Origin of the sequence: Erysipelatoclostridium sp. DFI.2.3, from assembly GCF_019132535.1 — a bacterium.
GTDB classification, from domain to species: domain Bacteria; phylum Bacillota_I; class Bacilli_A; order Erysipelotrichales; family Erysipelotrichaceae; genus Clostridium_AQ; species Clostridium_AQ innocuum.
Map to the genome: position 1 here is coordinate 152,686 of NZ_JAHOOJ010000012.1, position 20,904 is coordinate 173,589.

At 44.0% G+C, this 20,904-nt stretch carries 19 protein-coding genes and 1 tRNA gene; 4 read left to right on the forward strand and 16 right to left on the reverse strand.

Features of this window, described 5'->3' with window-relative positions:
• Nucleotides 1-438: 438 nt before the first annotated feature.
• The 8 genes from KSZ58_RS13735 to KSZ58_RS13770 form a co-directional block, all read right to left on the reverse strand.
• Entirely contained in the window at nt 439-1,839 is a 1,401-nt protein-coding gene (locus tag KSZ58_RS13735; protein WP_002609460.1) for a HAMP domain-containing sensor histidine kinase, read from the reverse strand.
• On the reverse strand, nt 1,839-2,498 hold the full coding sequence (locus KSZ58_RS13740) for a response regulator transcription factor (protein WP_002609458.1): 660 nt from the start codon (nt 2,496-2,498) through the stop codon (nt 1,839-1,841). Before KSZ58_RS13740 ends, KSZ58_RS13735 begins: the two co-directional genes overlap by 1 nt.
• Before the next feature lie 189 nt (nt 2,499-2,687).
• Complete coding sequence (glmM, locus tag KSZ58_RS13745; protein ID WP_009270900.1) at nt 2,688-4,022, reverse strand: phosphoglucosamine mutase; 1,335 nt, start codon at nt 4,020-4,022, stop codon at nt 2,688-2,690.
• 19 nt (nt 4,023-4,041) lie between these two features.
• Entirely contained in the window at nt 4,042-5,424 is a 1,383-nt protein-coding gene (locus KSZ58_RS13750) for a YbbR-like domain-containing protein (RefSeq protein WP_002609444.1), read from the reverse strand.
• Entirely contained in the window at nt 5,424-6,824 is a 1,401-nt protein-coding gene (gene cdaA, locus KSZ58_RS13755) for a diadenylate cyclase CdaA (protein WP_008816875.1), read from the reverse strand. Before cdaA ends, KSZ58_RS13750 begins: the two co-directional genes overlap by 1 nt.
• Before the next feature lie 667 nt (nt 6,825-7,491).
• On the reverse strand, nt 7,492-8,175 hold the full coding sequence (locus tag KSZ58_RS13760; protein ID WP_008816876.1) for a hypothetical protein: 684 nt from the start codon (nt 8,173-8,175) through the stop codon (nt 7,492-7,494).
• Nucleotides 8,165-8,503 (reverse strand): PadR family transcriptional regulator, encoded by a 339-nt coding sequence (locus KSZ58_RS13765; RefSeq protein ID WP_008816877.1) that lies wholly within the window; start codon nt 8,501-8,503, stop codon nt 8,165-8,167. The genes KSZ58_RS13760 and KSZ58_RS13765 overlap by 11 nt, the downstream gene beginning before the upstream one ends.
• A 387-nt stretch (nt 8,504-8,890) precedes the next feature.
• Nucleotides 8,891-9,661: an HAD-IIB family hydrolase gene (locus KSZ58_RS13770; protein WP_002609439.1), complete on the reverse strand. Its 771-nt coding sequence runs from the start codon at nt 9,659-9,661 to the stop codon at nt 8,891-8,893.
• Between the two features lie 107 nt (nt 9,662-9,768).
• Between KSZ58_RS13770 and KSZ58_RS13775 the strand changes: the two genes are divergently transcribed.
• On the forward strand, nt 9,769-9,930 hold the full coding sequence (locus KSZ58_RS13775; protein WP_008816879.1) for a hypothetical protein: 162 nt from the start codon (nt 9,769-9,771) through the stop codon (nt 9,928-9,930).
• An 81-nt stretch (nt 9,931-10,011) separates the two neighbouring features.
• On the opposite strand, the gene KSZ58_RS13780 is transcribed toward KSZ58_RS13775, so the two are convergent.
• From KSZ58_RS13780 to serC, 3 genes are all read right to left on the reverse strand, one after another.
• Nucleotides 10,012-12,225, reverse strand: a complete 2,214-nt coding sequence (locus KSZ58_RS13780; protein ID WP_008816880.1) for a DNA topoisomerase — start codon at nt 12,223-12,225, stop codon at nt 10,012-10,014.
• Between the two features lie 442 nt (nt 12,226-12,667).
• On the reverse strand, nt 12,668-13,834 hold the full coding sequence (locus KSZ58_RS13785) for a phosphoglycerate dehydrogenase (protein ID WP_008816881.1): 1,167 nt from the start codon (nt 13,832-13,834) through the stop codon (nt 12,668-12,670).
• A gap of 11 nt (nt 13,835-13,845) precedes the next feature.
• Nucleotides 13,846-14,931, reverse strand: a complete 1,086-nt coding sequence (serC, locus tag KSZ58_RS13790) for a 3-phosphoserine/phosphohydroxythreonine transaminase (protein ID WP_009270901.1) — start codon at nt 14,929-14,931, stop codon at nt 13,846-13,848.
• A 245-nt stretch (nt 14,932-15,176) separates the two neighbouring features.
• Between serC and KSZ58_RS13795 the strand changes: the two genes are divergently transcribed.
• A complete protein-coding gene (locus tag KSZ58_RS13795; protein WP_054344390.1) occupies nt 15,177-16,055 on the forward strand; it encodes a LysR family transcriptional regulator in 879 nt (292 codons plus the stop codon).
• Nucleotides 16,056-16,398: 343 nt separating this feature from the next.
• On the opposite strand, the gene KSZ58_RS13800 is transcribed toward KSZ58_RS13795, so the two are convergent.
• Together KSZ58_RS13800 and KSZ58_RS13805 are read right to left on the reverse strand one after the other, a co-directional pair.
• Nucleotides 16,399-16,731, reverse strand: a complete 333-nt coding sequence (locus KSZ58_RS13800; protein ID WP_009270902.1) for a branched-chain amino acid transporter permease — start codon at nt 16,729-16,731, stop codon at nt 16,399-16,401.
• Complete coding sequence (locus tag KSZ58_RS13805) at nt 16,728-17,417, reverse strand: AzlC family ABC transporter permease (protein ID WP_009270903.1); 690 nt, start codon at nt 17,415-17,417, stop codon at nt 16,728-16,730. Before KSZ58_RS13805 ends, KSZ58_RS13800 begins: the two co-directional genes overlap by 4 nt.
• Nucleotides 17,418-17,613: 196 nt before the next feature.
• Between KSZ58_RS13805 and KSZ58_RS13810 the strand changes: the two genes are divergently transcribed.
• Both KSZ58_RS13810 and KSZ58_RS13815 read left to right on the forward strand, forming a co-directional pair.
• Nucleotides 17,614-17,853, forward strand: coding sequence for a hypothetical protein (locus KSZ58_RS13810; RefSeq protein WP_040014112.1), 240 nt, complete (start codon nt 17,614-17,616; stop codon nt 17,851-17,853).
• A gap of 287 nt (nt 17,854-18,140) precedes the next feature.
• A tRNA-Ala gene (locus KSZ58_RS13815) sits at nt 18,141-18,216 on the forward strand.
• A 116-nt stretch (nt 18,217-18,332) separates the two neighbouring features.
• Here the strand turns inward: KSZ58_RS13815 and KSZ58_RS13820 are convergent.
• The 3 genes from KSZ58_RS13820 to KSZ58_RS13825 form a co-directional block, all read right to left on the reverse strand.
• Nucleotides 18,333-19,388, reverse strand: a complete 1,056-nt coding sequence (locus KSZ58_RS13820; protein ID WP_009270904.1) for an ABC transporter ATP-binding protein — start codon at nt 19,386-19,388, stop codon at nt 18,333-18,335.
• 400 nt (nt 19,389-19,788) lie between these two features.
• Nucleotides 19,789-19,914 carry a hypothetical protein gene (locus KSZ58_RS23230; protein WP_257269167.1) on the reverse strand — a complete coding sequence of 42 codons (126 nt, stop codon included), beginning with the start codon at nt 19,912-19,914 and terminating at the stop codon, nt 19,789-19,791.
• 150 nt (nt 19,915-20,064) lie between these two features.
• Nucleotides 20,065-20,724, reverse strand: a complete 660-nt coding sequence (locus KSZ58_RS13825) for a tetratricopeptide repeat protein (protein WP_233104395.1) — start codon at nt 20,722-20,724, stop codon at nt 20,065-20,067.
• Nucleotides 20,725-20,904 lie beyond the last annotated feature (180 nt).

Genomic DNA, 20,904 nt, shown 5'->3' on the forward strand with positions numbered 1-20,904 from the left:
AACTGCGGTTTTTTTATGCCCTGGGCAACTTGCTGTTGATACATACAGCGGTATGATGGATAACGTGCTGCATATCTGTTTACCTTGAAGACCTCACCCTCATGATAAAGTCCAAGAGCCAAAGCAGCCACAATAAAAAAACAGGCGCGGCATGCATATGAATGGAAAGCACAGGCAGCCTCCTGTACAAAGCATGAGTAGACAAGAGTAGGGTATTCCATTGTACGGATAACAACCAAGAAGGTCTGCGCCGATATGGGTTCCTTCTTACTTTAGGTGTTGGAAAAGGGAGAATTCAACTTCTATTGATAATTACAATAGTGTTACATTCTCCCTGTTTTAAATTTACCCTCAATTGAGTAAGAACTTCGATATCATCACAGACATTTTCCAGCTTTCCTACGCATGAAAACTGAAGCACATGGTATCCGAGCGTTTCTACCGTCCTTTTTTCACCGGATTTTTCGGCTTGTAAATACGGAAGATAACTCCCTCTGCCATATTCTCTCCGACAACCTCATAGCCATTGGCACTGACAACCTTTGCCACAATCGACAGACCCAGACCGAATTTTCCGCCCTTTCCCATCTCATACGGCTTAAACAGCACCTTCAGGCGATCCTCATCCATACAAGGTCCGTCATTGGAAATGGTCAGACCCTCTTCCTCACTCAGATGGATATCAATCGTTGTTTTCGCATACCGCAATGCATTTTCAATAATATTCTCCACGACTACGCGCCACGGCTCTGCCAGTCCATCAAAGTAAACCTCCTCCAGATTTGTCAGGATCTGAATATCCGAGCGGATGAATCTGGTGTTCTGCACAACCGTTTCCACGATTTCCTCCATATTGGAGCCGATTCCCTCACAATCCTGAGAAATCAGATATTCCACGCGGTTCATGAACAGCAGGGAATGTACCTTCTGTTCCAGCCGGTCGGCATTTTCAATAATAACATCGACGCTTTTCTCCAGTGTATCATACGGATAAATACCGTCCTTAATACTTTCGCCGTAGCTTTTGATCGTCGCAATCGGTGTTTTCAGGTCATGGGAAATATTGTGAATCATTTCTTCCTTCGTCTTTTCCTGCTTGCGCAGCTCTTCCCGCATGCTTACAAGTGCATCCGCCAGTTCACCGATCTCATCCCGCCGGTTTACACGCAGGTCCGCATCCTTGCCAAGCTTGACACGTTCGATATAGTTTCGTATCTGATTCAGGGGGTGAATCAGCGTCAGTACCCACATCATCATAATGATGAAGAAGAAGCCGACAACTATCACCGTGATATAGACAACGCTGTTAATCAGTGAGTTCTCCAGCTTGCCCATATTGTCGCTGTACATCTTGCTAACCAGCAGCTGGTCATCTGCCACCTTGTAAATACTGTAGTAGGAATCCCGATCTCCGCTGACCTTCTTCACGATCCCGTGATGAATCTTATCGCCTGCCGTATAACGGGCATTGATACTCAGAATGTCCTGTGCAATGGCTTTCCATTCGGAGCTGTTCAAATCCATATCCGAGGTGTTTTTACCTGCCAGCGTAACATGCGTGGCACCATCCAGCGTCTTATCCACCCGCACCATAAAAATATCGATACCGGCTGCGGAGTTGATCAGCTGGCGCTGTTCATCATTGGTACTATCACTCATAGCCCAGCTTTGCAGCGTCGAATCCAGAGTACCATACATCTGTTCACGTATCACGGTGGTCACATTGCCGTTGATGTAGACAAAGAAGAAGACCGCAAAAAATGTGACAAAGAAAAAGATTAGGGCAAACAGCTGCTGTGTCAGTGACAGCCGCTTGACAAATTCATTAAAACGCTTCATTATCCTAAACGGTATCCGTAACCGTAAATGGTATGAATGTTCAGATTCGGAAGCTTCTTACGCAGTCTTCGCAGCGTATCATCCACAACACGGTCACTTCCGAAATAATTTTCCTCCCATACACTGGTCAGAATCTTATCCCGGTTGAACGCCATTCCCTTGTTTTTGATAAACAGCATCAGCAGATCAAATTCCTTGGTTGTCAGATCGATTTCCACACCGTGATCAAACACCTTGCGCTGTTCCTCATCCAGCTCATAGCCGTCCACCATAATCCGGTTGTTGTCATCCTTATAGACGCGCTTGATGACATTGTTTACGCGCAGCACCAGCTCCTTTGGGGAAAAGGGCTTCGTGATATAGTCATCGCTTCCTTTTTCCAAACCGATGATACGGTCAAATTCCTTATCTCTGGCAGACATGAAAATAACAGGGATATCCCTCCCCTGAAGGCGGATTTCCTCAATCAGATCAAAACCGCTCTTGTCATCCAGCATGATATCCAGAATCCATAAATGCACATCATCATCCATTACATGCGCACTTGCTTCTTCATATGTATAATAAGAACGTACTTCATAGCCTTCCTTTTTTAAATACTGATTCACCAGGTCGTTGATGGCCTTTTCATCCTCGACAACGCAGATTACTTTCTTCATTAACATCACCTCATACCCCTATTTTAGACTAAATTATGTGAAAAAAAAAGCTATTTTTCAAAGTAGCTGCTTTTCACATGGATTTCTCACATTTGCCGCTGTGTTTCCACTCAATTTCCGACATTTCTCGACATTTCCCGGGAAACGTAAAAAGACTCCCCCAAAGGGAAGAGCCTTTCACACAATATGTTATAGTCCTTTTTCTTTAATGAAATCCACAATACGGTTTACATATTCCGCACACAGTGCATCGGTTTTGGCTTCCACCATAACGCGCACCAGCGGTTCTGTCCCACTAGGACGAACAAGGATTCTTCCCTCGTCACCAAGCTCCTGCGCTACTGCATCCACTGCCGCAAGCAGCTCCTTATCCTCCAGAGCGGCATGCTTGTCATGTACCGGCGTATTGATCAGCAGCTGCGGATAGATAAACAGATCTGCACACAGCTCCTTCAGGGATTTCTTTGTATCCACCATAATTTCCAGCAGCTTCATCGCAGTCAGAAGACCGTCTCCGGTATTCGCATGAGCATGAAAGATGATATGTCCGCTCTGCTCACCGCCGATGGAATAGTCATGCTCCTTCATACATTCAAACACATATTTGTCACCGACAGCCGTCTGCTCATATTTCAGACCCTTGGCCTTCAGTGCGTGATACAGACCAAGGTTGCTCATCACCGTGGTCACAACGACATCATCGTGCAGAATTCCCTTATCGTACATATAGCATCCGCAGATATACATCGTGTGGTCGCCATCAATCAGGTTTCCGTCCTCATCAACAGCAATCAGACGATCCGCATCTCCGTCAAAGGCAAAACCGACATGGTAATTGCCTTCCTTCATCATACTCTGCAGCTCCTCGGGATGTGTGGAACCGCATTTGGTATTGATATTGATACCGTTTGGCGCAGAATGAATCACCTCAACGGTTGCCCCCAGCTCGCTTAAGGTTTCCGCAGCACAGCTTGTTGCACTTCCGTTGGCAAGGTCCAGCAGAATGTTCATGCCAGTTAGATCCATCGGAACAATTTCCTTCAGCCAGGATTCGTACAGCTCCAGACCTTCCTCCCATTCGATCACACTTCCGATTTTCTCATTGTGTGCAACTTCGATTGACACTTCGTTGTCGATATATTTCTCAACCTCCACCTCAATCTCTGGATTCATTTTACAGCCGTCTCCATTAAACAGCTTAATACCGTTGTCATGGAATGGATTATGACTGGCGGAAACCATGATTCCACAGTCGAAATGCTCCTTCTGAATCAGACAGGAAACCGCAGGAGTCGGGCAGACTCCCAGCAGATATACACTTGCTCCGCAGGATGTGGCACCAGCTGCCAGACCCATTTCAAACATATCGCTCGAAAGCCGTGTATCCTTTCCAATCAGAATTTTCGCATGACGGTTTTTTCCATAGTACCATCCCAGGTACTGTCCGATTTTTACCGCCATATCCAGTGTCAGCGTATCATTGGCGCGTCCTCTGGCACCATCTGTTCCAAAATATTTTCCCATATGTGTTACTCATCCTTTCCTATTCGTCGGCTACACTGCCTGTCGCAGTCACCTTAACACTACCATTCTTCAATACGTAGGTTGCCAGCTTGTTCTTGCCCTCTACGATCAAAGGCTGTTCATACGTACCTGCCTTCTCAATCTTTGAAAGATCGACATACACCTGCAGCTCCTCTTTCTTGATTTTGCTGATGATATCCTTCGCTCCCTTGACCGTTACATCTACACTGGAGGAGCTTCCCTGCGCAACCGTGAAATTCAGTCCGTCAATGCTGTTTTTAAAGGCAATCGGCACATCCCTGATGACCCGCTCCTTCGTATCCGTCAGCTTGATGGAGATGTTGGCAATATTGCTGGAAATCTTCGTTACACCGTTCGGCATAATGATCGGCATGGAAATCTCACGATCGCTCGTCAGTGTAGAGGCCGGTATGGTAATCGGTATCTCGTTAATGTTATCGAGCACAGACTGCTTCGCATAGATTGTCACATGATCCTTATCCAGCTTATAGGATTCTATTGATTTATCATTTGGAATCACACCGGTTGGATTCAGTGTGATCGGTACGTCTTTGCTTGGTTTGGTTACCTTGACACTGGCTTTCAGTGTATCCGGTATAATGTCCACCTTCATAAGGTTTCCATCTGCATCATATGCAACGATGTTCGCTTTGGTTTCAAAATCTGTTTTCACATCCTTATCCACCTTGATCAGTGCTTTTACAAATGCAATTTTATCCAGGGTATCGCTATCGGAGCGAACCAGAACCTCACCCTGCTGCAGCTGCGGTTCCCCCAGGTCATATATGGAATCCATCTGCTGGCGGTTGACGAAGTCATAGCCGACGGTAAAACGCCGTATGGATTTCTTCTTTATCGTAACAACGACGGTGGAAGGCTCCAGCACAACCTCCACACGCGCAGGCATCGCCTCCGTTGTCAGCTTCACCTCATGCGTGCCCTCGGTCAGATCGGTCATATTCGCTATCACCTTGAAATTCTTCTGCTGTTTAACGCTCTTGATATCCGTCAGATCTCCGATGATGCGCACCTTGACCGTCTCCGGCAGACCGCTTACCTCATAGGCCTGATTTGATAAGACCTGAGATACCGGAAATTCGCCCAGATCCTCAGCACTCTTCACATTCTCGAGAAAGTTCGCCCCCTGGGAATTAAAGGTCACGTAAAACAAAATAGCCAGTATCAGCGCAACGACCTTGCCGTGCTTCTGATTAAACAGCAGCTTATCCAGCCATCCGCTGATCCAGCGAAAGAACTTGCCGACCTTGATTTCCACATTTGCATAGGTTCTGGCAAACGTCTGACTCTTTTCGGCAATCGCCTTGGCCAGTTCGGTCTTACCTTCCGAGCTTAATTGTGTTTTCTTTTTTTTCTTTGCCATTAGGAATCTCTCCTTTCTTTAGCTTTCTCAGGAGTTTCTTCATCCTCATCCGCTTTCACATAATGCAGAACGATCGCCTCAGGTTCAATAACATCATTAAACAGATCACTTGCCATATTCGTCATAATGGTTTTCCCTGTTTGCTCTTTCGGCGGCTCCTTCTTCGGTTCTGCTTTTTTCTTACGGCGTGTTTTTTTCACAGGCTTCGTTTCCTCTGCCGCTTTTTGTGATTCCTCTTTTACAGCGGCAGCCGGCTTTTTCCTTACTGCCGTTTTTCGCTTCTTCGGCTTTGGTTCATCCGCTTCCGCAGCCGATTCTTCCTTCTTCTCCGAGTCGGTTACGATATTTTCAAACAGGGCGTCCAGCTTCTCATCCTGTTTCTGTGTGAGGTCCTCGATATGCAGTCGATCCACTTCCTGTTCAACGACAACAACATCCTTTTCCTTCTTATCCTGTTCTTCGCTCTTTTTCTTTTTTGTATAACGCTTGTCTGCCGCTTCCTTCTTTGTCCGCTTGTTTTTCCCCTTAAAGTAATGCGCAAATACGCCCGGCTTCTTACCGTCGTAAGGCGGCGGTGTGCTGACCTGCTCGGCAGGCTCCTCCTGATTGTCATGCACGGCAGTGCTTTGCTGCTTACAGACAACATTCATTAAGAATTCCCGCAGACTCGCTTCGGAAATTACGGTCAGCTTACCACCCTCCGCTATGGAAATATTACCTGTTTCCTCACTCACGACAATGGTGATGGAATCGGTGATTTCGCTGATTCCCACCGCAGCGCGATGTCTTGCTCCGTAGCTTGTCGGAAGCTCTCTGGTCGTTGGTGGAAAATAGGCAGCCGCACAGGCGATTTTCACACCCTGAATGATCACGGCACCATCATGCAGCGGCGTTCCGTATTGGAAAATGGAACAGAGCAGCTCGCTGGATACAACGGAATTCATCGGTGTCCCGGTTTTGATATAGTCACTGAGAGAATGTCCCTGTTCGATGGATATCAGGGCACCGGTCTTAGTCTTCGACATTTCCGCACAGGCCTTGACCAGCTCATCCACCAGATTTTCACGTTCATTGATCGTCAGCGTGGAAATACGGGAAAACACATTGGTTTTACCGATTTTCTCCAGAATACTACGAATTTCCGGCTGGAAGATAATGATGACCGCAACCACACCCCAATTCATGATGGAATCCGCAAGATTTGCGACGGTGTGAAGTCCCAGAAAGCTGGCAGCGGAACGTATAATGACTATGAGCAGTACCCCCTTGAATATCTGGATGGTACGCGAATTGTTTTTCACGATTTTCAGGCAGTAATAGACAAGTGCCCAGACACAGGCAATGTCCAGCAGCTGCTGAATCAATTCCCGTAAATTGTTCAAAGTGAAATAATTGAGCATAAAAACACTCCTCTCGTATTTTATATTATAGCACAAAGTGCTTCGTCTACCTATAGTTTTCTGATGTTGGTTAAGCCTTTCAGAAGCATTTTCCGTTCTGAAAGGCCCGTTTTTTATTGATATAAAAGAAGCTGGAATAAAAACAGAAAAATCTGATACGGAATGCATACTTCCTCGACACAACCTGACACCATCATACAGCCGCCTTATATTCCTGACTGTAAGAAAGACACAGGGCGCTCTCGATCGCATACCGTATCAGATACAGGATGTATCCTATACCATGTAGGAAAAACTGCTTTAAAATCATCAAGGAGGACTGCATCCCTCATGAAACTGGTACAGTGCTCTGTAGCATCATAATCCAAGGTGTAGCACACCTTCAGAAAGACACAGTTTACAATCCCTAAGCGCAACGCCGAAAAACCTGCAGCTACCTTCTGCCTCACCCGGTGGATTGCTGCATCGGACACCCCCAAAACTTATGATCCTCTGTGAAGCCCTCCGCTGCAAAACACGGTACCGCTGATTATCGGGCGCCATTTATTATGATCCTTAAGCTTTGCGTATCCACCAGAAAGCGTACCCTTTTTTCTTTGGATACATACTCCTGCTGTCATACATATTGACATGCAGCAATTCACGCATGGCTTGAGGTTGTGCAGCGTTACGCTTCCTCCTGCATCCCCCGATATAAACGAAACTGCTTTTCTAATAGAAAATGATAGGCAATCCAGGATAGAATACAGCTAATCGCCAGAAGCGCAAGCAGCCACAGTGGTATGGAAAGCATCCCTGTGGAAACATGAAAGCAGGAACTGAGTAGGTAGAGAACAAATTTGAAACCCACAGCTAAAACGCCATATGCGATCAAATATGTGTACCATGCGCCCAGAATACGATGAAAGCTGCGCCGGTTATGCCATTGTACTAGCACAGTGCTTCCTAGAATGAGCATGATATAAAACATGATGGTCTTCCATGACACAAACAGCATACCGTTTTTCACATATTCGCTCTCATCGATTCCGATTCCGATAACATCAAGCAGCGCCCACAATACCAAAAGGGAGGACAGCAGCCTCCACCAGCGCAGCAGCTTTTCCAGCCGTGTTTCCTGTACCGCATTCGCACAGACGGCATCACAAAATTTCTGATAATCGCCAAATGCCTCCTCTACCTTGAGTCCGCGCGTTTGACTTTCCAGTGCCATAGCCAGAATATCGTCTCGAATATCCCTTGCGACCAGCAGGGAAATGTCCTTACTGCTCAGATAGCGCAGCATATCCTGATATACGATCATGTATTCATGGTTGAGATTTGCTTTGTCGTTATATTCATTACCGGTCATCGTTCACACCTCCTTCAAACAGCTTGTCGATCGTTTTTGCCAGCTTACTCCATTCCGTATAAAAATCCCGAAGATACACGCGGCCTTCTGCTGTGATCTGATAATATTTGCGCCTGGGTCCCAGTGGAGAATCCCTTTTTTCCGCACGGATATAGTGCAGCTTTTCCAGCCGCAGCAAAATCGGATACAGCGTTCCTTCTGTGACATCAATCCAGCCGGCTTCCTTCATATTCATGAGGATTTCATAGCCATAGGTCATATGCTGTTCAATGATTTTCAGGATACAGCCCTCCAGACTCCCTCGCATGAGCTGTGTTTTATCGTACATGGACTCACCTCTACTTTACGACACAAGGTACTTCCTTCATCTATATTGTACCACAAGGTAGTGGAGAGTCAACAGGAATCGTGAAGGCAGAAGCATCTCTATGCATGCATATATGCATTCCTATTCCACTAGGAAAGTTACATATACATTTTCATAACCTACATATGGGTATTTAGCATAGGTACAAGTTTTATTGTCAAATTGAGAAATGCAGATCATACCGTCTTCCCCCTGCTATATTTTTACGCTGTAAAGGCAGAGATTGCACAGTATCAATCCTATAACATCATCCATAGTCCACAAAAAAAGAGCATATGAGATGCCCTTTCAGATGCAAGCAATTGTCTTATATATAATATAAAGAAAGCTCCTGCCGCTGTCTTCTTGTTACAGCTTCATCAGAAATGCAATGCATTCCTCAATACTGATAAACACATGCTCTGCCGGCTCCACGATTGCACTTCTTGCATGCATCATGGCACAGCCGTGAAATTCCTCAATCATGGGAATATCATTAAAGGAGTCTCCGATGGCATAGATGGCATCATGCTCCAGACCAAGATGCTGTTCGATGAAATACAGTCCCTCTGCCTTGGAAACACCCTCCGGCACGATATCCACACAGTTCACATTCACATAGGCAACAGCATAGCCCTTAAAGTTCGTATTGATGTAATGACTGATCTCCTCCGCAAGCATGGTGTCGTTCAGGGAAACAACCAGCTGGGATATCTTCCCGCGGTCCAATACCTCCTCCTCATGCTCGTTTGTATCCGGCATATTGCCGTATTTATGATCAATCTGATTCTCATCCACGGAAAATTTAAACCGGTGGAAGCCGTCATTGATAACATACGATACACAATCCAGGGTTTTGATATATGCGATGATATCCAGCGCCTTGTTGAAATCCATATACAGCACCTGCAGACGTTGAAAATCACGGTCATAGATCACACCGCCGTTATTTGCCACAATGAAATCAAATTCTATCTTATTTTTTTGAATCTCCGTCTGTATGGACTCCATACTTCTTCCCGTAACCAGACCGAACATGTTTCCCGCTGCACGAAATTCATGTATCGCATGGACATCATTTATATCAACCAGCTCCTCTGTTCGAAGAGTCCCATCATAATCACTAGCCAGAATTTTCATACGCATATCCTCCATCTACATTCATTTTACCAAGTTTCAATAAAAAAACAATGTTTATGTATAAGATTCATAAGCTTTTCCCATACTACTATCAGGAGGTGTTAGAAATGGCACAGAAGAAATACCGCCCAGGAATGAACTGCGAAAAAACCGGCAAATACACATGCTATGACAAAGATGGCAATGAAATGTACGGTGACGTAGACGTTGAAAAGGGCAGACGTTTTCCTCCTTCACAGGAAGAAGGATGCTACTACGAAGAACAGTAGTATCTGTTCGGCTCTGTAGAACTTATACAATGGTATAAGAAAAAAAATTCCCATTCTCTTTATGAGATTGTGGGAATTTTTTTATGTCTTCTTCTGCTCCGCATGAAGGGCTGCTTCTGCATCGGACTGTTTTGCGGACGTATCCTTTTTCGGCACATCCACCAGACGGTAGACTGCCCGTCCGTTTCTGACACCCAGCTGCAGCACCTTAATGATTTCCTGCTCGCCCTCTTTCAGCTTCACCAGGCAATATTTATCCTTCAACAGCTTTTCCGCCATGGGTAGGGTTACCTCTTTTTCAATCGACTGAAAAAAACGGTCCTCCTTCCACAAAGCGAATTTACAGCCGTTGCGATAATTCACACAGCCAAAGCCCTTGCTGTTTTCAACAATTTTATTCCCACAGACAGGACAGATACCGACCGCCTTGCGATCATCGTCGATTTCCACCTCACCGGATACACGAAGATGGGAGTAATCCTTTTTCAAATGCGGCACAAAGGCTTCCAGCACACTGTCCACCAGGGTTTTCACATCGGCATTGCCTTCCTTGATATCCTCCTGAATCACCCACCATTTTGCGGTCAGATCCGGCTTTTTGATCTCCTCCGGCAGCAGGTGGTAAAAGTCCTTTCCCAGCTGAGTAGAGATAATGTTTTTCCCCTTCATTTCCACATACCGGCGTTTGATCAGCGTCTCCACGATCTGTGAGCGGGTCGCACTTGTTCCGATCGATCCGTTCTCTCCCTTTTTATCCTTATCCTTCTTCTTCAGAATATCCTTGATTTCCTTATCCTGTACATATTTGGCAATACTGGTCATATCCCGGATCAGACTGGCTTGGGTATAGCGCTTCGGCGGATTGGTTTCCTTTTCCTGTAGTTCACTGCTTACCAGCTGTATCGGATAGGTGCCCTTCGGCAAATCGAAGCGGCTGTCATCCTCTTCCTCCTCCTGGCTGTCCTCCTTCTCCGGCGTAAAATATTTCTTATAGCCCTCATCCAGCACATAGGTACTGGTCGCTCGCAAATCCCCATATTCCGTTTTGATTATCGCACTCAGCTGCCGTTTACGAATCGGCGGCAGAAACTGCATGATGTAGTACCGGCAGATTTCCTCATACACCCTTCGCTCATCCGGAAGCAGCTGCGCGATATTGAAATCCGACATGGTTGGAATAATGGCATGATGTGCCGTCACATATTTGTCGTTAAAGCATTCGGAATGCAGCTTGTAATCCACCGGATACTGCTCATTCAGCTTGCTCATGACATGCGGCAGCACCTTGTCAGCCTCCTGAAAATGCTCTTCCTTTAAATACTGAGAGTCACTTCGATTATAGGTAATGGCCTGATAGCGGTCACGCAGTGTCTGGGTAATCTGGTCCGTTTTGCTCAGATCAAAGCCATATCTGGCATTCATATGTGCCTGCAGCTTCGCAAGGTTAAAGGGCAGCGGCGGCTTCACATCCATGAATTTCTCATCGATTTTCACCTTCTGATCCGGCTTGGCCATGATATCACGTTCCATATCCTCCATGATATTGCGATGCAGAATATGCTTTCCATCATCCAGCAGATCACTTTTCGGCTTCAGCTGAAAGCGGATGGATGTATCGGGCTCTGCGATATGTCCACCGGTATGCAGCTCATAATATTTCTGCTTCACATGATGATCAATGGCCTCATCACGCATGACGATCAATCCCAGCGTTGGACTCTGCACACGTCCCACGCTCATGCCTTTTCTTCGCAAAAGCAGGGAAAACAGGCGGGAATAATTGATTCCCACTACATAATCCGCAACTGCACGGGCATAGGCGCTTCTACCCACAGCACGCAGTTTTTCATCATTATCGATCAGATCATGAAAGGCCTTTTTGATATTTGCCGGCGTATTGTCATTGATATATACCCGTTTGACCGGCTTTTCATTTTGTGCGTAATCCAGAATTTCGTCAATCAGAAACTGTCCCTCATCATCCGGGTCACCTGCATGGATGATCTGGTCACACTCCTGCATCAGTGCCATAATCTGTTCCACACGGTCCTTTTTATTTCCATCGGGAACCAGCTTCCAGTTTTCAAAGCAGATCGGAAGATCCTCTTTTTTCCATTTTTTATATTTCCCATCATACTCATCCGGTTCACACAGGCGCAGAAGGTGTCCGTATGCCCAGGTGATAATGACATTCTGCTTACGTATGACGCCGCGGACTTCCTTACCGCTGCCGTCAATCGCAGCCGCAATCGCTCTACCCAGCTCCGGCTTTTCCGCAATGATCAAAGAACGCATCGAATTCCTCCTTTGCACGATCCTAAACAAATACATAGAATTATATCAGAATTCTCTGAAAATTTCTAATATTTTTCAAATCAGGGTGACTGGCAATGAGACGATAACCTGTACATAAAAGATAATCTGTATATATAATAAGAAAAGCAAGCAAGCTCATCAGCAATTCGTATGGAAAAGCAGCTGCTATCAGCAGGATATCTCCTGTAATCAGCGAACGTCATCTCCAGTATGCTACACTCCCTGTATACTTTGACAGCCTATGAAAGCTTACAGTGAGGTCATCGATAGTCTGTACTGACATCTCCTGTAACGAAAATCATATTTTTTTCTGTTTATACCTTTTAAAAGAAACTAAAAAAAAGGCACCTTGTGAAGCGAATCCCTTTCCTTTGACTGTTCAAGCTTTGGGGTTCATTTCATTGAGGTGCTTTTCGTTGCGTTATGCCTTTGCAGTAATCAAACGCGCATTGATAATGCCTTCCCGGCTGCGCAGTCGTTCCATCAGTTCTTCACTGACTTCATCATTGGTATCAAGGATCATATATGCATAATCCTTTTTCCCCTTATTTGCCATATTTTCGATATTCACACCGACATTGGCAAGTGCCGTGGTAATGGCACCGACCACATTCGGCACATTCTTATTGATAATGCAGATTCTGTATTTGCATTCCTGTGCAAGCTGCATATCCGGAAGATTCACAGAATGGGTAATATTTCCCGTTTCCAGATACTCCATGATTTCATTGGCAGCCATAACCGCACAGTTTTCTTCACTTTCCGGAGTGGAGGCCCCAAGGTGAGGAACTCCGATCACCTGTTCATATTGCAACAGCTCCTTTGTCGGGAAATCCGTTACATAGGCTGCAATCTTTCCTTCATCCATCGCCTTCATCATCGCCTCATCATCGATCAGACCGCCGCGTGCAAAATTCAGCACACGCACATCGCTCTTCATTGCCGCAATCGCTTCCGCATCAATGATATTTGCGGTTTTATCACTGAATGGAACGTGTACGGTTATATAATCGCATTCCTCAAAAATCTGCTTCAGATTCTGTACATGGTGCACCCTTGCCTTTAAGGTCCAGGCGGCTTTTACAGAGATGAACGGATCATATCCGAAAACCTCCATATCCATAGCGGCTGCGGCATTGGCAACCAGTACGCCAATCGCACCAAGTCCGATAACGCCCAGCTTTTTACCTGCAATTTCCGGACCGACAAAATTGCTTTTTCCTTTTTCCACAGCCTTGGAAATATCGTCACCCTCCAGAGTCTTGACCCATTCGATGCCCTTTGTAATCTTACGGGAGGACATCAGCAGTCCTGCCATTACCAGCTCCTTCACGGCATTGGCATTGGCCCCCGGCGTATTGAAAACGACAATTCCCTGTTCACTGCAGCGATCCAGCGGTATGTTGTTTACCCCTGCTCCGGCTCTGGCTATACATTTCAGATCGGCGGGAAATTCCACATCGTGCAGCTTCGCACTACGCACCATAATGGCATCATACGTGTCAAAATCCTCAGAAAATTCATATGCAATCGGATCAAACTGATTGATTCCGGCATCCGCAATTTTATTAAACAGCTTTATTTTCATAATTATCTCCCTTATTTATGTTCCTCTTCAAATTTTTTCATAAATGCAATCAGTGTCTGCACACCCTCCAGCGGCATGGCATTGTAGATAGATGCACGCATTCCGCCAACTGCACGGTGCCCCTTCAGATTGCTCATACCGGCTGCGGCACTTTCCTTGGCAAACAACGCATCCAGCTCTGCATTCGGTGCACGGAAGGTTACATTCATCAAAGAGCGATCCTCCCTGCGTACGGTGGTTGTATAGAAAGCACTGTTATCCAGATAGTCATACAGCAGCTTCGCCTTTTCTTCATTTCGCTTCTGCATGACCTCGAGTCCGCCCATTTGTTCAATCCATTCCAGCACCAGCCCCAAAATATAAATTGCATAGGTCGGCGGTGTGTTGTACATGGAATCCTTGTCGGCAAGGGGAGCATAGTCCATCATCACCGGTGTGAAATCCTTTGCATGTCCGATCAAATCTTCACGAACGATTGCGACTGTCAGACCGGCACACCCCATATTTTTCTGTGCTCCGGCAAAAATGATGCCGAATTTGGATACATCCACCGGCTTGGACAGGATGTCACTGGACATATCGGCAACAATCGGCACACCGTTCGTTTCCGGAACATATTTCCATTCGGTACCGTAAATCGTATTGTTCGCACACAGATATACATAATCTGCATCCTTATTCAGCTGCAGCTCCTGCTGTGCGGGTATATAGGAATAATCCGCATCCTTGCTGGATCCTGCAAGAACGATTTCCCCGTATTTTTTTGCTTCCGCATACGCCTTATTTGCAAAATATCCGGTCACGATATAATCTGCCGTACCCTTCTGCAGCAGATTCAGGGGAACCATGGAAAACTGAGAGGTTGCTCCTCCCTGCAGGAACAAAACTTTATAGTTATCCGGTATATTCATGATGGAACGCATTCGTTCCTGTGTTTTTGTAATTATCGCATCATAGGCTTTGGATCGATGACTCATTTCCATAACCGACATGCCACTTTCCTCGTAATTCAGCATCTGCGATTGCGCTTTTTTCAACACCTCCAGTGGCAGCATGGATGGACCAGCTGAAAAATTGTAAATTCTGTTTTCGGCCATAATCAGGCACCTTCCTTTCCTCTTATACTTCATCCAACAGCATGTTTTTCTGTTAGTAAGCACTATTATAGCACAAATGAAATAAAATGAAAGTTAAAATGAAAAATTGATGTAACATTTATGAAAGAGTTTTCTCAACGTAAACAAAACAAGTACATCTGTACACATATTAAAGACACCTGTTTTTCTTTCGCTCTTCTTTTATTCGTGGTATACTTACCTTACAGAAATTGGGAGATGAGAACATGCTGGATTTTCGTTTATATACATTCCTTACGCTGTCTGAAACATTAAATTATACGAAGGCTGCGGATATCTTATGCATTACACAGCCTGCGGTTTCGCAGCATATCAAATATATGGAAAAGGAATATGACTGCAAATTGTTTTTTTATGACGGAAAGCAGTTGAATCTGACGGCTCAGGGTAAGCTGCTGGCTGAGAAAGTGCGTACCATGGTTGCGGATGAGAAAATGATCCGCAGTCTGCTGAAGCAGAATCAGAAAACACCCGCCCTGCGCTTTGGTGCCACGCTGACGATTGGGGAGTTTATCCTGCCACAGCGCTTGAACAGCTTTCTCGCTGAGCATACGGAGACCTCTTTGTGCATGATTGTGGAAAACACAGCAACCCTTTTACAGATGCTGAACAGCGGGGATATCGGCTTCGCCTTTGTTGAGGGATATTTTCCAAAGCAGACCTATGACTGGAAGCTGCTGTCGCAGGAGCGCTATGTTGCGGTAAAAGGAAAGCATTATACCTTGCAAAAGGAGGTACGCTGTTTGAAGGATCTGGTGCAGGAAACACTGATTGTTCGGGAAGATGGCAGTGGTACCAGAGAAATACTGGAGCGCGGCATGCAGGAAATCAATTTATCCATTGCCTCCTTTCAGAGGGTGATTGAAATCGGCAATGTACAGGCTATCAAAACGCTCGTCAGAAACAATCAGGGAATCAGCTTTCTGTATGAAGCCGCCGCAAGAGAAGAGATAGAAAAAGGAGAACTGGAAGTGATCGACCTGTATGATTTCCATATTCTCCATGAATTTAATTACATTACACTGAAGGATTCGGTATTCAAGGAACAATATGACGCCTTCTTTGCATCTGTGTGCCGGCCATGATGATTGTCATGGCTTTTTTTATTTGAGTTTTTCATACTTGCTCAGCACCCTGACACCGTGCTTCGTTACCTGACAGAATTTTCATACCGTGACGGATATCCAGAAGCCAAAAGATCAGACTGCTCTGTGTGGTAAAACTGCGTAAACAAAGCGCGGTATAAGAAATTTCCCTGAAGATCTGCGGCTTATAACTGTAAAATGTGATGTGTCTGTGTCCCATTTCTAAAGCACACACAGCTTTCACTGTTTCACGGAAAAAGGGTGTCCCTGTACAGAATCCATCAATACGGAACACGCCTTTCCTTATCATTACGTTTTTAGTGGTTCAAAGCATCCTTCAAAGCTATACAAACACCAGCTGTACCAGCACCATATAAAGCAGGGTTCCCCCGATGATACTGATCATATTATTGCGTTTCCACACATGAAGAAGTACGACACTCCCGATTCCCAGCAGCTCCGGCAGACCGTACGGATATTGAAAAAAACTCGTATTGCGTACACAGTAGATAATCAGACAGAGCATGATCGCCATAGGCAGCACATTCCCCAGATATACAATTTTCCGTGGGAGTGCTTCTGCGTTCTTGAATATCATAAAGGGAAGCGCACGTGTCAGAAAGGTGCAAACTGCCGCAACTGCGATAATCAGCAGGCTATCCGTAATACCTATCATGATACATCCTCCTTTTTTTCCACCTTGTCCTGAAAGATGACAAGCAGAATGACCAGCAGTATGAGCGCCGGCAGCAGAAAGTTAGATAACTGAAACAGCGCAGTGGAAATGAGAATCGCGGCTATTGCGATATAGACAGCACCATGCTGCTTCGCTGCCAGCCACTGCTCCACAAAGATGACAGTAAACAAAGCTGTCATTGCAAAATCGATTCCCGTGGTATCAAAGGCGAGCAGAGAGCCGATGGTTGCACCGAGTACGGAACCTATTATCCAATACAGCTGATCAAATAACGATATACAGAACATCAGCTGTTTCCCCTCTCTGCTTTCCTTATTCGGAATTGCACACAATAAGGAATAGGTTTCATCTGTCAGGGAAAACATCATATACCAGCGTTTCTTTCCCATCGCCGGAAAGCTCTTCAGAAATGAAAGACCATAAAACAGCTGCCTTGCATTTACGGTAAGTGCAACCAGTGCTACCTCCACAAGTGAAAATCCGGCATGAAAGAATGTCAGTAAAACAAACTGCATACTTCCGGCATACACACTCAGACTGATCAAAAACGCCCAGAGCATGGAATAGCCCTGCTGCTGGCAGAGAATACCGAAAGCGATTCCCAGGAATACATAGCCGACCATCACAGGAAAGCTGAGCCGCAGTGCCTCCTTTGCTATTTTCATACAACATCACCCCTCAAAAGTTTTCTTATATTTTAGACGATTTCTCTTTCGCTTGCAATCCCCTATTCTTTTTACGGATATATCATAAGCATGCAGTCTGCTTATTTACAGTTGTCCGTCTTGCAGGGAACACACTGACTGGATGGTAGCCAAACTATCACGAATCGTATAAAGCATGGAAGCTGTATGCTTATGAATGCAGATTACATACCTACCTTTGCATACACGTTACCGCTATGGCTTGGAGGACAGCTTTAAAGAGGAGATGGAAGAAGGAATCATAAAAGGTTTTAAGCAGAAGGTAGAGAGGAAGGGAAAAAGAGGAATCAAAAAAGCAGAGTGGAAGGCTCATGTTACTTTCGAAGCCGACAGTTGGAAACCAAGCTTCATGATATCCGCTTACCGCGGCTGTATACCTTACAGCAGAGCAGATTGAACAAATCTTCAGCCTTATGTTTACTGTCATACACTGGAGGAAATAAAAAATTAAATCAAAGCTTCAAATAATCCATAATAACTTTATGTGAAAAACTGCTTTTATTTAATGATAGAGCATATAGATAAAAACAAAAAAACAAAGCTTCCTTGCAAGTAAAGGATCGCTTTGACTTTCAGGGATTCCTTGGTAATCGATACGATTCCGTTTATCATTTTATCAAAAAAATCAAAAAAAGCATTGACAAGGCTATCTGCTGCATGATATATTTATTAAGCAATCGAGATGGGGTGTTAGCTCAGCTGGGAGAGCACCTGCTTTGCACGCAGGGGGTCATCGGTTCGATCCCGATACGCTCCACCATGATAGATCAGAAGAGATTCCTAACGGAATCTTTTTTTGTGCTTTGTTTAAATGGTATAAAAAAATAAGCCGATTCCACATCCTTCAACAGGAGAAAATACGGGAATACGGCTTTTTTATTTCATCTTATATATACGATTTTGCGTACAGGCATCAAACAGAAGTACATATTCCCAGTCAATCCAGAACCGGATATTCTCCATGCGCTGATGGATATGGGAAGTATCTGACTTCATAATAACGACTCCCTCTTCATATTGGATATGATAATACACCTGCTCACCGGACTGTTCAACCAATACAATGCTGCCGCATATACCACCAGTTGATACCTCAATGACATGTTCACAACGCACCGCCAGTATTACGGAAAGATTTTTATCATCTGACAGCCATGGTATCTTCTGCTCATGAAAGAAAAGCTCCCCTTGTGCAAGGACTGCTGTAAACTGATTGATATCATATACACCTAAAAAAGAGGCAGTAAACAGATTGATTGGATTTTGATAAATGGCAATCGGATTTCCCATTTGCTGAATCTCTCCATCCTTCATAATAATCAGAATATCCGCCAGTGTCATTGCTTCCATTTGATCATGTGTTACATAGAGAAAGGTGGCACTGTTTTTCTGATACAGCTGCGCAATTTCAATTCGAAGCTGTGTCTTAAGTCTCGCATCCAGAGAACTCAGAGGCTCATCCATCAGAAACAACGATGGTTTTCTTATGAGTGCACGGGCAATCGCACAACGCTGTTTTTGCCCACCTGATAAATCACGCGCTTTGCGTTCCAGTAAGTCACAGATACCCAGCACTTCACATATCTGATAGACAGCTTCCTTTATATCCTGCTGCTTCATTCCGCTGTGAGCAAGACCGAAGGTTATGTTCTCCAAAACACTCATATGAGGAAACAATGCAGCTTCCTGAAATACCATGGAGATACTTCTCTGAGCAGGTGTTTTCTGATTGACAAGCTGATCATCAATATATATTTCTCCTGAATCCGGAGTCAGAAATCCTGCGACAAGCTGAAGCAATGTCGTTTTCCCACACCCGGATGGACCTGCAAGCACAATAAAGCTTTTTTCCGAGAGCTCGAGATGAAAATCGCGTACTGCCTTAATATCCCCATAGGATTTTGTTATATTTTTCAATAAGAGTTTACTCATGCACATCTCTCCATATTCCACATTAAGTGTAGCCGAAGAAAACAAAAAAAGCAACCTTGTCGAGCAAAGCTGCTGTTCTTGTAATCCCCCATTCGTATTGATTTTGTAAACAGTATCAGTTTATTTACTAAGAGTGTACATGAGAATAAACGGGCTTGGGGAAGACCATTTTCACAATCTCCATCAATACGATTCCCATATGATCACCGAAGTGATCCCCAGTGTCTCGAAGCCCACCCTCTTCAAGACACCTATATGTTACTAGAAATAGTGAATTTATACAATGGATTTCATGTAAGTTGACATTTAATAAAAATTTTGGCGATTATCACAGTTTTTCAAGAAAATCGTCAACTCGGGCTGTAAAAGAAAAAACTTCTTATGAAAAGAAGTAGTTTTCTTATACTCTCACATTTACATTTCCGCCTGAACCGGCAACTTTAGGATTTGGTTTTGTATCAAGTGCGAAAAAACATGAACAAACTAAACTCAAACCACAAATACCAGCTATTAAAAATTTCTTCATTTTATAACCTACAGTTAAATCATTTGATCATATGCATATCATCTAGGACATGCATATGATAAACGAATTAAGAGAAGGTTTCAATAAAATAGAATTGAGTTAATTGAAAACAAAAAATATTGTGATAAAACAGTTTTTTTAACAAAAGCATCAACTTACATTTGCTTTATTTTCTCTAATTCTTACATCAAATATATGTAATTGCTTATATTGATTTGTAACCTCTATTAATTTCGTTACTTCAAATCTAAAAATATCTATTATTTCATCATCATATAAATATGGTAACACTTTTTTGAATATATAATTTTGTTTTACAAAAGCAGGTACAGTAGATGGAAGTGTAAAATACTTATACATCACTCTTAAGTTTATGGGGGATTTTCGAAGATTAGAATCGCTAAGTTTCGGAATATCAATTTTCTTATCTAATCTATTCTGACAATCTGCCATATAAATATAATTAACGATGAAAAATTCGTCATAATAATCCAGCATCAATTGATAATGATAAATAGCCTTCTCATAATCCTTCATTAGATAATACGCTGTTCCAAGATTTGAATGAGTTTCTCCTACTTTAACATCAGGATAATCATACATTTTTAATAAGTCATTAATTTTTTGTATGTAAATGAGTTCTGCTTTTCTATCAATGTCTGAAAGTAAAATAATTACATAGTTATATGTATCTAATAAGCGAATATTATTTCTTTCATTAATGAAAATAGTTTCTAATTCTTCTATTAGATTCAACATATGAACATATTGACTACTGACATAAAAATAGTGTAAAAGGTTAACTTTCATAAAGTGATGTTCACATTTTTGCAGTTCTAAATCATCAACAAGCTTTTTATATGGGGTATCCAAAATATTTGGGGGGCTAAACTTTAGGGGTCAATTTAGGGGTCTGAACTTTGAGGGACACTTTAGGGGGATAAATCCCAAAAGAAACAGGTGGCATTCATCTGTTTCTTTTTCTATAAT

Excerpts from the sequence above, each read along its gene's own strand:
- KSZ58_RS23230 (WP_257269167.1), bottom strand. The coding sequence starts at position 19,914 with ATGAAGAAATTTTTAATAGCTGGTATTTGTGGTTTGAGTTTAGTTTGT.
- KSZ58_RS13740 (WP_002609458.1), bottom strand. The coding sequence starts at position 2,498 with ATGAAGAAAGTAATCTGCGTTGTCGAGGATGAAAAGGCCATCAACGAC.
- KSZ58_RS13750 (WP_002609444.1), bottom strand. The coding sequence starts at position 5,424 with ATGGCAAAGAAAAAAAAGAAAACACAATTAAGCTCGGAAGGTAAGACC.
- KSZ58_RS13780 (WP_008816880.1), bottom strand. The coding sequence starts at position 12,225 with ATGCGTTCTTTGATCATTGCGGAAAAGCCGGAGCTGGGTAGAGCGATT.
- KSZ58_RS13805 (WP_009270903.1), bottom strand. The coding sequence starts at position 17,417 with ATGAAAATAGCAAAGGAGGCACTGCGGCTCAGCTTTCCTGTGATGGTC.
- KSZ58_RS13800 (WP_009270902.1), bottom strand. The coding sequence starts at position 16,731 with ATGATAGGTATTACGGATAGCCTGCTGATTATCGCAGTTGCGGCAGTT.
- KSZ58_RS13825 (WP_233104395.1), bottom strand. The coding sequence starts at position 20,724 with ATGAAAGTTAACCTTTTACACTATTTTTATGTCAGTAGTCAATATGTT.
- KSZ58_RS13760 (WP_008816876.1), bottom strand. The coding sequence starts at position 8,175 with ATGACCGGTAATGAATATAACGACAAAGCAAATCTCAACCATGAATAC.
- KSZ58_RS13810 (WP_040014112.1), top strand. The coding sequence starts at position 17,614 with ATGCAGATTACATACCTACCTTTGCATACACGTTACCGCTATGGCTTG.
- KSZ58_RS13770 (WP_002609439.1), bottom strand. The coding sequence starts at position 9,661 with ATGAAAATTCTGGCTAGTGATTATGATGGGACTCTTCGAACAGAGGAG.
- KSZ58_RS13775 (WP_008816879.1), top strand. The coding sequence starts at position 9,769 with ATGGCACAGAAGAAATACCGCCCAGGAATGAACTGCGAAAAAACCGGC.
- KSZ58_RS13735 (WP_002609460.1), bottom strand. The coding sequence starts at position 1,839 with ATGAAGCGTTTTAATGAATTTGTCAAGCGGCTGTCACTGACACAGCAG.
- KSZ58_RS13795 (WP_054344390.1), top strand. The coding sequence starts at position 15,177 with ATGCTGGATTTTCGTTTATATACATTCCTTACGCTGTCTGAAACATTA.
- cdaA (WP_008816875.1), bottom strand. The coding sequence starts at position 6,824 with ATGCTCAATTATTTCACTTTGAACAATTTACGGGAATTGATTCAGCAG.
- KSZ58_RS13785 (WP_008816881.1), bottom strand. The coding sequence starts at position 13,834 with ATGAAAATAAAGCTGTTTAATAAAATTGCGGATGCCGGAATCAATCAG.
- glmM (WP_009270900.1), bottom strand. The coding sequence starts at position 4,022 with ATGGGAAAATATTTTGGAACAGATGGTGCCAGAGGACGCGCCAATGAT.
- KSZ58_RS13765 (WP_008816877.1), bottom strand. The coding sequence starts at position 8,503 with ATGTACGATAAAACACAGCTCATGCGAGGGAGTCTGGAGGGCTGTATC.
- KSZ58_RS13820 (WP_009270904.1), bottom strand. The coding sequence starts at position 19,388 with ATGAGTAAACTCTTATTGAAAAATATAACAAAATCCTATGGGGATATT.
- serC (WP_009270901.1), bottom strand. The coding sequence starts at position 14,931 with ATGGCCGAAAACAGAATTTACAATTTTTCAGCTGGTCCATCCATGCTG.